This is a genomic window from Noviherbaspirillum cavernae (assembly GCF_003590875.1).
Lineage (GTDB): Bacteria > Pseudomonadota > Gammaproteobacteria > Burkholderiales > Burkholderiaceae_D > Noviherbaspirillum > Noviherbaspirillum cavernae.
The window spans coordinates 2828851-2841876 of the sequence record NZ_QYUN01000002.1 but is presented as its reverse complement, the minus strand read 5'-3'; the positions used below and the strand labels follow the sequence as shown (position 1 = coordinate 2841876).

11 protein-coding genes are annotated in these 13026 nt (G+C 61.7%); 5 read left to right on the top strand and 6 right to left on the bottom strand.

Features of this window, described 5'->3' with window-relative positions; all coding sequences use genetic code 11:
• Positions 1–42 precede the first annotated feature (42 nt).
• Positions 43–510 (top strand): DUF2269 family protein, encoded by a 468-nt coding sequence (locus D3870_RS13325; RefSeq protein WP_119742088.1) that lies wholly within the window; start codon positions 43–45, stop codon positions 508–510.
• A 61-nt stretch (positions 511–571) separates the two neighbouring features.
• Here D3870_RS13325 and D3870_RS13320 read toward each other — a convergent pair whose 3' ends face one another.
• The 5 genes from D3870_RS13320 to D3870_RS13300 form a co-directional block, all read right to left on the bottom strand.
• Entirely contained in the window at positions 572–2182 is a 1611-nt protein-coding gene (locus D3870_RS13320; protein ID WP_119739792.1) for a methyl-accepting chemotaxis protein, read from the bottom strand.
• 179 nt (positions 2183–2361) lie between these two features.
• Positions 2362–3153, bottom strand: a complete 792-nt coding sequence (locus D3870_RS13315; RefSeq protein ID WP_119739790.1) for a LytR/AlgR family response regulator transcription factor — start codon at positions 3151–3153, stop codon at positions 2362–2364.
• Positions 3150–4223, bottom strand: a complete 1074-nt coding sequence (locus tag D3870_RS13310; RefSeq protein ID WP_242489970.1) for a sensor histidine kinase — start codon at positions 4221–4223, stop codon at positions 3150–3152. Before D3870_RS13310 ends, D3870_RS13315 begins: the two co-directional genes overlap by 4 nt.
• 8 nt (positions 4224–4231) lie before the next feature.
• Positions 4232–4513, bottom strand: a complete 282-nt coding sequence (locus D3870_RS13305) for a 2TM domain-containing protein (protein WP_119739786.1) — start codon at positions 4511–4513, stop codon at positions 4232–4234.
• A gap of 11 nt (positions 4514–4524) precedes the next feature.
• Positions 4525–4905, bottom strand: coding sequence for a DUF2306 domain-containing protein (locus D3870_RS13300; protein WP_158590457.1), 381 nt, complete (start codon positions 4903–4905; stop codon positions 4525–4527).
• Between the two features lie 210 nt (positions 4906–5115).
• On the opposite strand from D3870_RS13300, the gene D3870_RS13295 reads away from it, so the two are divergent.
• Positions 5116–6555, top strand: coding sequence for a TldD/PmbA family protein (locus D3870_RS13295; RefSeq protein ID WP_119739783.1), 1440 nt, complete (start codon positions 5116–5118; stop codon positions 6553–6555).
• Positions 6556–6575: 20 nt separating this feature from the next.
• Entirely contained in the window at positions 6576–7898 is a 1323-nt protein-coding gene (locus D3870_RS13290) for a metallopeptidase TldD-related protein (protein ID WP_119742086.1), read from the top strand.
• 97 nt (positions 7899–7995) lie between these two features.
• On the opposite strand, the gene D3870_RS13285 is transcribed toward D3870_RS13290, so the two are convergent.
• Positions 7996–9234: a CaiB/BaiF CoA transferase family protein gene (locus tag D3870_RS13285; protein WP_119739781.1), complete on the bottom strand. Its 1239-nt coding sequence runs from the start codon at positions 9232–9234 to the stop codon at positions 7996–7998.
• Positions 9235–9363: 129 nt separating this feature from the next.
• Between D3870_RS13285 and ugpQ the strand changes: the two genes are divergently transcribed.
• Together ugpQ and alaS are read left to right on the top strand one after the other, a co-directional pair.
• Entirely contained in the window at positions 9364–10119 is a 756-nt protein-coding gene (gene ugpQ / locus D3870_RS13280) for a glycerophosphodiester phosphodiesterase (RefSeq protein WP_119739779.1), read from the top strand.
• A 283-nt stretch (positions 10120–10402) separates the two neighbouring features.
• The gene (alaS, locus tag D3870_RS13275) at positions 10403–13012 is read left to right on the top strand and encodes an alanine--tRNA ligase (protein ID WP_119742084.1); all 2610 of its coding nucleotides are present in this window, start codon (positions 10403–10405) and stop codon (positions 13010–13012) included.
• Positions 13013–13026 lie beyond the last annotated feature (14 nt).

The following is a 13026-nucleotide window of genomic DNA, read 5'->3' as shown; positions in this document are numbered from 1 at the left end:
CAATGGCCCACGTCCGAACATTCATCCACCGCAGGAGCCACCATGTCAGCAGCAACCCTGAAAGCCTTGCACATCTTCGCCGTCACGCTCTTCGTCGGCAACATCATCGTCAGCGCCTTCTGGAAGGCTCTGGCCGACCGCACGCGTGACGTCGGCATCATCCGTTACGCGACGCGCCTGGTGAATCTGACCGACGTGTTCTTCACGGCGGGCGGCATCGCGCTCCTGATGGCGACCGGTCATGCGATGGCGCCTTTCTACGGCGGCGTGATGGCGACATCGTGGATTCGCTGGAGCTATTTTATGGTCATTGGCAGCGGCCTGATCTGGCTGTTCGTGCTGTTGCCGGTGCAGATCGCGCAATCGCGTCTGCTCAGGCCGCTGGCGTCACAGGCTGAAATCCCGGCGCGGTACTGGAAGCTGTCCATGCTGTGGACGGTTGCCGGGATTCCTGCAACGCTGTTGCCGCTGCCGGCGATCTATCTGATGGCAGTGAAGCCGGCGGGCTAGGGCCTGTGCTGTCATTCCTCACTGCGTTCGGAATGACGAAATCAATGCAAAGCCCTTGCGGTTACGTCAACACTGCTGCAAGGGGCGTCGCCCGCGCCACGCGCGCCTCATCCACCTTGAACACGCTGACCAGTTGCGCCAGGCTGGCGGCCTGATCCTTCAGGCTTTCGGCCGCCGCCGCTGCCTCTTCCACCAGAGCGGCATTCTGCTGGGTCGCTTCATCCATCACATTGATGGCATGGCTGATCTGGTCGATGCCGGTGCTTTGCGCCTGGCCGGCGGCGGTGATCTCGCCGATGATGTCGCTCACGTGCTTGACGCTGGCGAGGATCTCGCCCATGGTGGCGCCGGCCTGATCGACCAGCTTCGCGCCCGTGTCCACCTTGTCGACCGAATCGCCGATCAGGTTCTTGATTTCACGTGCGGCAGCGGCGGAACGCTGGGCGAGTTGCCGCACTTCGGCTGCGACTACCGCGAAGCCCTTGCCTTGTTCGCCGGCGCGCGCCGCTTCCACTGCAGCGTTCAGTGCAAGGATATTGGTCTGGAAGGCGATGCCGTCGATGACGCCGATGATGTCGGCAATCTTCTTCGACGAGGCATTGATCGACTCCATGGTTTCCACCACCTGCGACACCACGTTGCCGCCCTTGAGCGCCACTTCGGATGCCGACATCGCGAGGCGGTTGGCATGCAGGCCGTGATCGGCATTCTGCTTGATGATGTGGTTGAGCTTCTGCATTGACGTCACGCTGGCATCGAGCGAGTTGGCCTGTTCCTCCGTGCGGGTGGAAAGATCGACGTTGCCCGATGCGATCTGATGCGAGCCGGTGCTGACGCAATCGACGGCAGTCTTGATGTTGGCGACGATCTGCGCCAGCACTTCCTGCATGCTCTTCATGGAGTGCAGCAGGCTGTCCCTGTCGCCATCCTTGACCTCGACCTTCATGGTGAGGTCGCCGGCGGCGATCTTGCGCGTGATTTCGGCGGCGTAGCGCGGTTCGCCGCCCAGCTCCGCCAGCAGGCCGCGCATGATGACGGCAGCCACCGCAACTGCCGCGCCGAGCGAGGCGGCAAGGATCGCCAGCAACAGTGCATTGGCCGATTCGATGCGTTCGCGCGCCTGCGCCTCGTCGGCGGCGTTGCGCGCGGTGGTGATCTGCACGACTTGATCGACCGCCTTGCGGTGCGCTTCGTACTCGCGGTTCATCTTCGCCATCGCGGCAGTGGCGGCTTGCCCGTCGTTCTTTTGCATCGCAGGAATGAACTCATTGAAGGCGGCGGCATAGAAAGCGACGGCGGGCTGGTGCGCCTGCTTGAGAAAGAGTTCGGCCAGTTCCGGCTCCAGCGTTTCCTTCAGCCAGAATTCATGGCGGGCGTCGTATTCGCTTTTGAGTGTCTTCAGCCGATCGACCAGTGCGTCCTGTTCGGGTTTCCCGGTTGCGCGTTCCAGCTGCATGCTGACGAGATAGGACTCGATGATGTATTCCGGCGGCGGCAGGACATCCGCGATCAGGTCCTTGCCCTGCACGATGCGCTGATAGACCGGGCCGTTGACCTTCAGCTCGCCGATGGTCTTGAACGACCACGCGCCATAGAGCAGGAAGCCGACGGCAAACACGGCGATGAGAATGGAAAAGCGATGCGACAGCTTCAGGTGGCGAATGGCGTTCATTCGGACTTCCTCGGTTCGTGATTTTGCAGGGTGTGAGAAGACGCACGGTCTTGCGAATAGCCATGACAAGGTGTGAACGGCCACGCGTGCTCACGTTGTCAATGATTTAACACCAAGTTATAGACGAAATATTTCTTTATTGCAATGCAAGAAAGGCACGAAAGACCCGAGGGAACGTTCTACATCTGCTTGAAAAGATGGGAGAAGACGCGGCTGACGACGAGGCTTTCGCTGCGGCCGTGCAGCTTGAGCGACAGTTTGCCGCTGTCATCGCGCACGGCGGCCTGGATGCACGCGGTGTTGACCACGGTGCCGCGATGGATTTGCCAGAACCGGTCGTTGTCGAGCTGCGGCAGCAGTTCCTTCAGGCTGGTGCGGATCAGCGATTCGCTGTCGGCGGTGACGACGTTGACGTATTTGTCGGTCGCTTCGAAGTACAGCACCTCGCCTATCGGAATCATGCGGATCTGGTTGCCCACGGCAGCGCGGATGATGCTCAGGCGTTCGGTCGTGGCGAACGGCGCGGGAACCAGAGCGCGCAGCTGGCCGACGATGCGCTCCAGCTCGCCGTTGCGTTCCTGATGCTGCACAAGGCGCGCCTTCAGGCGGTCGACGGTTTTCGCGAGCCGCTCGTCGCTCACCGGCTTGAGCACATAGTCGGCCGCCGCCTGGTCGAACGCCTGCAGCGCATATTCGTCGTAGGCGGTGACGAACACCAGCAGCGGAAACGGGATGTCCTCGGGCCAGTCTTCGGCCAGTTCCTGCGCCGCTTCAAGCCCGGTCTTGCCTGGCATCTTGATGTCGAGGAAAAGAATGTCGGGGTGCTGGGCAAGCGCTTCACTCACGGCGGCCACGCCGTTTTCCAGCACTGCGCCGATCTGCAGCTCGGGCCACAGCCGGTTCAGCGTCTGCACCAGGGAATAGGCAAGGATGGGTTCGTCTTCGGCGATGATGGCGCGCAGGCTGGTCATGGTCTTGTCGGAAGAGTGAGTCGGGCGATCACGCCGGTCGGCGCATTGGGTGTCAGGGTGAACGTCGCGCGCTCGCCGTACAGCGCCTGCAGGCGCTCGCGCACATTCGCCAAACCGACATGCGTGCCGGGCGTGTCGGAGACAGGCGCATCGAGGCCGAGTCCGGTATCGGCAACGGTCAGGATCAGCATGCCGTCCTGCTGCTCCGCACGGATACCGATGTGTCCATCGTCCATCTTCGGCTCCAGTCCGTGCTTGATCGCGTTTTCGACCAGCGGCTGCAACAGCATGGGCGGAACCGGCAGATCGCGCAATGCATCCGGCAGCTGCAAGTCATGCGACAGGCGCGCACCCATGCGTACCGACATGAGGCCGAGATAGGCTTCCATCAGCGCGAATTCCTGATCCAGCGTGGTCTTTTCGGCGCGCGACGAGGTGAGCGTGGCGCGCAGGTACTGGATCAACTGGTCCAGCATGTGCTGCGCGCGCGGCGGATCGAGCGCGATCAGGCCGCGCAGGTTGGCCAGCGTGTTGAACAGCATGTGCGGTTCGATCTGGACCTGCAGCATTTGCAGCTGCGCCTGCATGGCCTGCTTTTCGATGGCGGCGGTTCTGGCCTTTTCGGTTGCGGCTTCGGCGGCGAGCAGCTGCAGCTTGCCGCGGTTCCAGAAGTACCAGCAGATGAACAGCGAGACCAGGGCGAAGAAGGTGAGGAAACCGGTCGGGTTCCTGGCGCGGGCGAGCGTGAAGTTTTCACGTGGAATGCCGAGAATATGCGTGGCGATGCCGACGCCCAGATACCAGGCAATCGGATTCGCGATGGCCAGAATCAGAAAGAACGGCAGTCTGGGCGGCTTGCCCTCGCCCCACAGCAGCAGGCGCGGGACGTCGCAGAACAGCAGCGCGAGGGTGCCGATGCACAGCGAATACGCGAGATTCACTGACAAGGGGCTTCCCGTGCGTACCAGGTAGGTCAGCGTCACCGCGATCAGCACGTTGAAAACGGTGACGATGGCCAGGTCGGTCGGCAAACGCCGGAACAGGGCGCGCATGTGGAGTGGGGCGGGCAAGGAGGAAGTCATTCGGATTGGAGTCGCTGATGCTTTTTCATTTCCTGCTCGATCATGCGCGCCTTCCATGTCGCGCCGGGCGCGCTCAGGAAAACGGCGAGACCGTGGAATAGTAACCCGATTCCCCAGCCGAACAGCGGCGCCCACGCCCAGAACCTTCCCGGAACGATGAGCAGGTTGAGAAGCAGCAGCCCGCCATTGACCGTCAGATAGACGGCAAGGTGGATGAAGAAGCCGAGCTTGCGTTCGACATGACGCTTCGCGTCGTGATGAGTGATCGAGTCTGACATGATGGCTTTCCTCAAATGAGTCCGGTTGTCTGCAACAGCAGTGTGCCAAGCTGGCGGTTCGGCAGGAAGGAGAACGCGCCCGCGACGATGAGCCCGATGTAGGCACCGATCATTCGTCTTTGATGCGCCTTGATGTTGCGCTTGAGGACCGCATAGATCGACATGCCGAGCAGCAACAGAACCCATGCCGACAGCAGATGTATCCACGACAGATGTCCCTTCGACTGGATGCCGAACGACACGGCCGCGGCGATGAACATCAGCGCCACCCAGACGCGCCCGAACAGGCGATGCGTCCGCGTACCCTTCTTCATCGCCAGCGTGATGCCGCCGATCACCAATGCGCCGCTCGCTGCCAATACATGCGTCAGAATGAGGGGAGTGAATGCCATGATCTTCTCCTGAGTGGGGCGATTCGTCGATGGCTGCATTATTGGCAAGCGCGCGCGGCGGCGGTAGCGCAATGCGACGAAACGGCGGATCGCAGGAGCGAACAGGGCGTTTTGCGGAGCAAACGGAGCCGTTCGCCTGCCGTCCGGCAGCGGGCCGACTGTCGAATGCTCCTGTATCCTGTTTTTTCGTCATTCTTATCGAGGTGAATCTTGTTCGATTCCATCCGAACCTTGTTCAAGGATCTGGCTCCGGCGGTCGACTTCTGCTCCCTGCGTTTTGTCGAGGAAGCCAGCGAGCAGCTGACGGTGCGTCAGAACGTTCTGCAACCCGTTTCGTCCGGCATCGACCGCGGCGCGATGATCACGGTCATGCATCGCGGCGGATATGGCTATGCGGCAAGCAGTGACGTGACGCGCGCCGGCTTGCAGGATGCGATCGCTCGCGCGCAGGCGTGGGCCGAGGCCAGTCGGGGCCGCTCGGTGGTCGACTATTCCGCCATTGCACTGCCGCGCCCGAGCGGTTTGTTTGAAAGCCCCGCCTCGCCGAACGGCAAGGAGTGGAGCCGCAAGGACTTGATCGACCTGCTGATGCAGGAGTCGCATGCCTGCGCCATCGATCCGCGCGTCGTGGATTGGCAAGCATCGGTCTGGTCGGTCGCGTCGTCGCAGCTTTACCTGACGGTGGATGGCGGTGATATCGCGCAGCATTTCCGCTACCTGATCCCGGGCCTCGCGGCGACCGCCAATCAGGGCGCCGACACGCAAACCCGCAGCCTCGGCGGACAATACAACGGCTACTGCCGGCAGGGCGGACTCGAAGTGCTGGAGCAGGCCGGATTCCATGGCGCGGGGCGGCGCGTCGCGCAGGAGGCACTTGACTTGCTCGCCGCGCCGAATTGTCCGAGCGGCAGCATGGACTTGCTGTTGATGCCGGAACAAATGATGCTGCAGATTCATGAATCGATCGGCCATCCGCTCGAACTGGATCGCATTCTCGGCGATGAACGCAATTTCGCCGGCACCAGCTTCGTCACGCTCGACATGTTCGGCCATTATCAATATGGCGCGAATCTGCTGAACGTCACCTACGATCCGACGCGGCCCGAGCAATTCGCCAGCTATGGATGGGACGACGACGGCTCGCCCGCCGAGCGTACCTTCCTGATCCGCAACGGCCTCCTCGAACGCCCGCTGGGCGGTGCGGTGTCGCAGGCGCGCGCCGGCATGGCTGGCGTGGCGAATTCGCGTGCCTGCAGCTGGAATCGCCCGCCCATCGACCGCATGGCGAACCTGAACATCGAACCCGGCAGTTCAAGGCTCGACGAGATGATCCGCTCGGTCGAACGCGGCGTGCTGATGGATACCAATGTGTCGTGGTCCATCGACGATTCGCGCAACAAGTTCCAGTTCGGCTGCGAATTCGGGCGATTGATCGAGGATGGCGAGCTGAAAGGCATCGTCAAGAACCCGAATTATCGCGGCATCTCGGCGACTTTCTGGCGCTCGCTCAAGGCGGTCGGCGATCAATCGACCTTCAACGTGATGGGCACGCCGTTCTGCGGCAAGGGCGAGCCGTCGCAAGTGATCCGCGTCGGCCACGCCTCGCCCGCATGCCTGTTCGGGAATATCGATGTGTTTGGGGGCGAATGATGCAAGCAATGCGGAACGACATGCAGAATTATTTTCACGATCTCGCCGCTTTCCTCGATACGCGTCTCAAGGGAAAAGAGCAATACACCTGCTGGCTTTCTGCGGAAGCCTCCGATTTCGTGCGCTTCAACCGCAGCGCCATTCGCCAGCCGGGGCATGTGCGGCAGATTTATCTGTCGCTGCACCTGATCGATGGCATGCGCCATGCGAAGACATCGACCTCGCTGGCGGGCAATCTCGAATCCGACCGCCCCTTGCTGGAATACATGTTGAACGGGCTGCGTTCCCGCCTGCCGGAATTGCCGGAAGATCCGCACCTGTTGATCTCGACCGAAGTGCAATCGAGCGAGCATATCTCCGCATCGCAGTTGCCTGAAACCGGCGCAATCGTCGACGAGGCGCTGACTGCGGCCCAAGGCCATGACATGGTTGGCATTCTCGCCGCCGGCCCGCTCTGGCGCGGTTTCGCGAATTCGTTCGGGCAACGCAACTGGCATCAGAGCGCCAGCTTCAATCTCGACTGGAGTCTGTACCAGAGTCGCGACAAGGCGGTGAAAACCACCCATGCCGGTTTTGAATGGAGCAGCGCAGAGTTCCGCGAAAAATTTGCAAACGCCGCCGCGCAGCTCGCCATGCTCCAGCGCACACCGATCAGCATCCGGCCCGGCGCATATCGCGCCTATCTCACGCCGGCTGCGTTGAGCGACATCATCGGCATGCTGAACTGGGATGGCTTGTCGGAAAAGGCCCTGCGGACCAGGCAGAGTTCACTGCGCCGCATGCGCGATGAAGGATGGCAACTCAATCCTGCCGTGACGCTGGCGGAAAACACCGCCGATGGTCTGGCCCCGGCGTTCCAGAACGAGGGCTTCATCAAGCCGGAGCGTATCGCCTTGATCGAGCAGGGATGTCTGGCGGGTAGCATGATTTCCCCGCGCACGGCGAAGGAATACGGTATCGCGACCAATGGCGCGGACGGCGGCGAGTCGGCCAATTCGCTCGATCTTGCGGGCGGCGCTCTGCCGCAGTCGCGCGCGCTGCAGGAGCTGGACACTGGCGTGTTCATCGGCAATCTCTGGTATCTGAATTTCTCCGATCGCAGCAATTTTCGCCTCACCGGCATGACCCGCTTCGCCACCTTCTGGGTGGAAAACGGAGAGATCAAGGCGCCGCTGAACGTGATGCGCTTCGACGATTCGCTGTACCGCATGCTGGGTGAGAATCTGCTCGGATTGACGCGGGAGCGGGAATTGCTGATCGATACCGATACCTACGGCGCGCGCAGCACGGGAAGCATGCGATTGCCGGGAGCGCTGGTGAAGGAACTCAGGTTCGTGCTGTGAAGTTGTGATGCCGTAGCGGTGAATTGTTGCCGGCTACGGCGCGCGGCGGTTGAGATTCCTCACTGCGTTCGGAATGACAGCCCTCCGCCTCACACAATCAAATGATCCTCTTCCCCGTCAGCACCGCAATCTCCTCCTCGCTCTTCCCCAGCACCTCACGCAACACCTCCGCCGTATGCTCTCCCAGCAGCGGCGGCGGCATCTCGTACTGCGGCGGCGTGACCGACATTTTCATCGGACTGCCGACCAGCTTGACCGTGCCGCCGTGCGGGTGCGGCAGGTCGATGCGCAGGCCGCGCGCCTCGACCTGCGGATTCTCGAACACGTCGTCGAGGTTGTTGATCGGGCCGCAGGGCACGCCGGCCATTTCCAAGGCATCGATCCATTCCTGTCTGGACTTCGTTTTCACCATCTCGGCCAGCAGTGGCACCAGCGTGTCGCGATGGCGCACCCGCATCGGGTTGGTGGCAAAACGATCGTCCGTTGCCAGTTCCGGCCGTCCGCCCGTTTCGACAAATCTGCGATATTGGCCGTCATTGCCGACCGCGACAATGATGTGTCCATCCGACGTCGCGAAGGTCTGATAGGGCACGATGTTCGGATGCGCATTGCCCCAGCGTCTCGGCGCGTTGCCGCTGGCGAGATAGTTGGTGTTCATGTTGGCCAGCATCGCCACCTGCACGTCGAGCAGTGCCATGTCGATGTACTGGCCTTCGCCGGTGCGGTCGCGGTGCGTCAGCGCCGCCATCACGGCGATGGTCGAGTACATGCCCGTCATCAGATCGGAAATCGCCACCCCTGCCTTTTGCGGCCCGCCACCGGGAAGATCATCGCGCTCGCCGGTGAGTGACATGAAGCCGCCCATGCCCTGCACGATGAAATCGTAACCGGCGCGCTGCGCATACGGACCGGTCTGGCCGAAGCCGGTGATGGAGCAATAGATCAGGTCGGGCTTTTCGCGCCGCAGGGATGCGTAATCCAGTCCGTACTTCTTCAACTGCCCGACCTTGTAATTCTCCAGCACGACGTCCGACACGCGTGCGAGCTGGCGAATGATTTCCTGCCCTTCCGGCGTGGCGATGTCGAGTGTCACCGAGCGCTTGCCGCGATTGGCGGCGAGGTAGTAGGCTGCTTCCGCCGTGTCGCGGCCCTCGGCATCCTTCAGGTAGGGCGGCCCCCAGTGGCGCGTGTCGTCGCCTGTGTCGGGGCGTTCGATCTTGATGACGTCGGCGCCGAGATCAGCCAGATTCTGCGCGCACCACGGTCCTGCCAATACGCGCGTCAAGTCCAGCACGCGAATATGTCCCAATGCCTTTTTCAGCGATGCGTCAGTCATCTTGTGGATTGTCCTGCGGATAAATGTCGAAAGAAGTGGTCGTTGTGAACGCGCTCGTGAAGCCGTGCCTGATTCTACTGCTGTGCTTTAGACTTCGTTTCTGTGTACTTCATTCCAGAGAGAATTCGCATGTGGCCCTATCCCGGAATCATTGCGCATCGCGGCGGCGGCACGCTGGCGCCCGAAAACACGTTGGCCGCCATGCGCTGCGGCGTGCAGCATGGGTTCAGGGCCGTTGAATTCGACGTCATGCTCTCCGCCGACAATGTGCCGATACTGATGCACGATCCGGTGTTCGGCCGAACGATCAAGGGCACCGGTAACGTGTCGGACGCCACTGCCGGCGAACTGACCCGCATGGATGCCGGCGCCTGGTTCGGCGTGCAATTCGCAGGCGAGTGCGTGCCGACCTTTGAAGAGGCCGTGCATTACTGCAAGAAACATCACATATGGATGAATGTGGAGATCAAGCCCGCTCCCGGATTTGATGTGCAAACCGGACGCGTGGTGGCGGAAATCGCCCGCCGCCTGTTTGCTGCGGAGATCGCGTCGGGCGCACCTGCTGCGGCGCTGCCCCTGTTTTCCTCGTTCTCCTTCGATGCCCTGGCGGCTGCAAGGGATGCGGCCGCCGAAATTCCGCGAGGCTATCTGGTCGATGCCATCCCGGCGGATTGGCGACAAAAATTGCAGGCGCTCGACGCCATTGCCCTGCACACGAATCACAAGAAGTTATCCGCGGATCAGGCGCGCGAAATCAAGGGCCAGGGCTTCGGCCTGTTTTGCTACACCGTCAATGATCCCGGGCGCGCACGCGAAATCCTGTCGTGGGGCGTGGATGCGTTTTGCACGGACCGGATCGATGTGATCGGCCCGCAGTTTTCTTGATTGAAACGGCTTGCTGCGCGACGCGCAGTTTCCGCTCACTGCAGTGTCTTTTCATCTGCGGTTTGATCAGATGCGGCGTGCCGAACGCTGCCGGTGCAAGGGCGTTCATCGGCGGATGCGAAGGCTCGCAGCGCAATTAATCAAATGACAATGATGGCTGGCAATCCATGTCAGAAAAAGGCCTGCAGCGCCTGTCCGGCGCGCTTTTTCTTGCCGGATTCAGAGGGGCTTATCACGTATAATCAATGGTTTGCAACGCTTCGCCACCTATCTGCCAAAGAACATGAACTCGTCTGAAATCCGCGAAAAATTCCTCAAGTATTTCGAATCCAAGGGGCACACCATTGTCCGTTCGTCCAGCCTCGTGCCAGGCAACGATCCGACGCTGCTGTTTACCAACTCCGGCATGGTGCAATTCAAGGACGTGTTCCTCGGCCAGGACAAGCGCAGTTATACGCGTGCGACCACCGCGCAGCGCAGCGTGCGCGCCGGCGGCAAGCACAACGACCTGGAAAACGTCGGCTACACCGCGCGTCACCATACCTTCTTCGAAATGCTCGGCAATTTCTCGTTCGGCGACTACTTCAAGCGCGACGCGATCCACTTTGCCTGGGAACTGCTGACCGGGGTCTACCAGCTGCCGAAGGAAAAGTTGTGGGTCACGGTGTACCAGGAAGACGACGAAGCCTACGGCATCTGGCAAAACGAAATCGGCGTGCCGCCCGAGCGCATCGTGCGCATCGGCGACAACAAGGGCGCGCGCTACGCCTCCGACAACTTCTGGCAGATGGCCGACACCGGCCCCTGCGGTCCCTGCTCGGAAATCTTCTACGATCACGGCCCGGACGTCTGGGGCGGCCCTCCGGGAAGCCCGGAGCAGGATGGCGACCGCTACATCGAAGTCTGGAACCTGGTGTTCATGCAGTACAACCGCGACGACCAGGGGATCATGCACCCGCTGCCGCGTCCGTGCGTCGATACCGGCATGGGGCTGGAACGCATCGCCGCCGTGTTGCAGCACGTCCATTCCAACTATGACATCGACCTGTTCCAGAACCTGATCAAGGCCGCCGCGCGCGAGACCGGCACGAAAGACCTCGCGAACAATTCGCTGAAGGTCATCGCCGATCACATTCGCGCCTGCTCCTTCCTGATCGTCGATGGTGTTATTCCCGGCAACGAAGGACGCGGCTATGTCCTGCGTCGCATTGTCCGCCGCGCACTGCGCCATGGCTACAAGCTGGATCAGACGCAGCCGTTCTTCTACAAACTGGTCAAGGATCTGGTGACGGAAATGGGCGCCGCCTATCCGGAACTGGCGGAAGCGCAATCGCGCGTCGAACAGGTCTTGAAGCAGGAAGAAGAGCGCTTCGGCGAGACGCTGGAAAACGGCATGAAGATTCTCGAAGCCGCATTGACGAAGAATCCGAAGAAGCTCGACGGCGAAACCGCTTTCACGCTGTACGACACCTACGGCTTCCCGCTCGACCTCACCGCTGACATTTGCCGTGAGCGCAACGTCGAACTCGACGAGGCAGGCTTCAACGCCGCGATGGAACGCCAGAAGCAGCAGGCGCGCGCCGCCGGCAAATTCAAGATGACTGCAGCCATCGAATACAGCGGCGACAAGACCGAATTCGTCGGCTACGACAAGCTGGAGCAGGAAGGCAAGATCGTCGCCCTGTACGTCGAAGGCAGTGCCGTGCAGAAGGCTGAAGCCGGTCAAGATGTGATCGTGGTGCTCGACAGCACACCGTTCTACGCCGAGTCGGGCGGTCAGGTCGGCGATTCGGGCACGCTGGAATCCGCCAGTGCCGCCGTCGCTATCGACGACACGCAGAAGATTCAGGCTGACGTCTTCGGCCATCACGGCAAGATGACCAAGGGCAGCATCGCGGTCGGCGACAGGATTACTGCCAAGGTCAACACCGCACTGCGCGCGCAGACGATGCGCAACCATTCGGCGACGCACCTGATGCACATGGCTTTGCGCATGGTGCTGGGCAAGCATGTGTCGCAGAAAGGCTCGCTGGTCGATGCGGAAAAGACCCGTTTCGACTTCAGCCACAATGCGCCGCTGACGGCCGATGAAATCCGCCGCGTCGAAGATATCGTGAATCGCGAAATTCTCCTGAACGAATCGACACAGGCGCAGCACATGTCGTATGACGATGCGATCAAGTACGGCGCGATGGCGCTGTTCGGCGAAAAATACGGTGATGAAGTCCGCGTGCTCGGCATCGGCTCCTCCAAGGAGCTGTGCGGCGGCACGCACGTCAGCCGCACCGGCGACATCGGCCTGTTCAAGATCGTCTCCGAAGGCGGCGTCGCCGCAGGTATCCGCCGCGTCGAGGCAGTGGCGGGTGAAGCCGCGCTGGTCTACGTGCAGAACCTCGCAGCTCGCGTCAGCGAAGCCGCTGCTGCATTGAAATCCCAGCCGGAAGAAATCACGCAGCGCATCGGTCAGGTGCAGGACCAGGTGAAGGCGCTGGAGAAGGAAGTCGCCGCGCTGAAATCGAAACTGGCATCCAGCCAGGGCGACGAACTGCTCGCCAAGGCCGCCGACATCAACGGCATCAAGGTGCTGGCGGCGACGCTCGCCGGCGCCGATGTGCCGACCCTGCGCGAGACGATGGACAAGCTGAAGGACAAGCTGAAAACCGCCGCCATCGTGCTGGCCGCCGTCAACGACGGCAAGGTCAGCCTGATCGCGGGTGTGACGTCCGATGCCACCTCGAAGGTGAAGGCCGGCGACCTGGTCAACTTCGTCGCCCAGCAGGTCGGCGGCAAGGGTGGCGGCCGTCCCGACATGGCGCAGGCCGGCGGCACCGATCCGAGCGGATTGCCGAAGGCGCTGGATGGCGTCGCGGACTGGGTGCGCCAGCGCGCCTGATGCGCGGCGAGGCG

Coding starts and splice junctions, on each gene's coding strand:
- alaS (WP_119742084.1), top strand. CDS start 10,403: ATGAACTCGTCTGAAATCCGCGAAAAATTCCTCAAGTATTTCGAATCC.
- D3870_RS13305 (WP_119739786.1), bottom strand. CDS start 4,513: ATGTCAGACTCGATCACTCATCACGACGCGAAGCGTCATGTCGAACGC.
- ugpQ (WP_119739779.1), top strand. CDS start 9,364: ATGTGGCCCTATCCCGGAATCATTGCGCATCGCGGCGGCGGCACGCTG.
- D3870_RS13315 (WP_119739790.1), bottom strand. CDS start 3,153: ATGACCAGCCTGCGCGCCATCATCGCCGAAGACGAACCCATCCTTGCC.
- D3870_RS13300 (WP_158590457.1), bottom strand. CDS start 4,905: ATGGCATTCACTCCCCTCATTCTGACGCATGTATTGGCAGCGAGCGGC.
- D3870_RS13320 (WP_119739792.1), bottom strand. CDS start 2,182: ATGAACGCCATTCGCCACCTGAAGCTGTCGCATCGCTTTTCCATTCTC.
- D3870_RS13285 (WP_119739781.1), bottom strand. CDS start 9,234: ATGACTGACGCATCGCTGAAAAAGGCATTGGGACATATTCGCGTGCTG.
- D3870_RS13290 (WP_119742086.1), top strand. CDS start 6,576: ATGCAGAATTATTTTCACGATCTCGCCGCTTTCCTCGATACGCGTCTC.
- D3870_RS13325 (WP_119742088.1), top strand. CDS start 43: ATGTCAGCAGCAACCCTGAAAGCCTTGCACATCTTCGCCGTCACGCTC.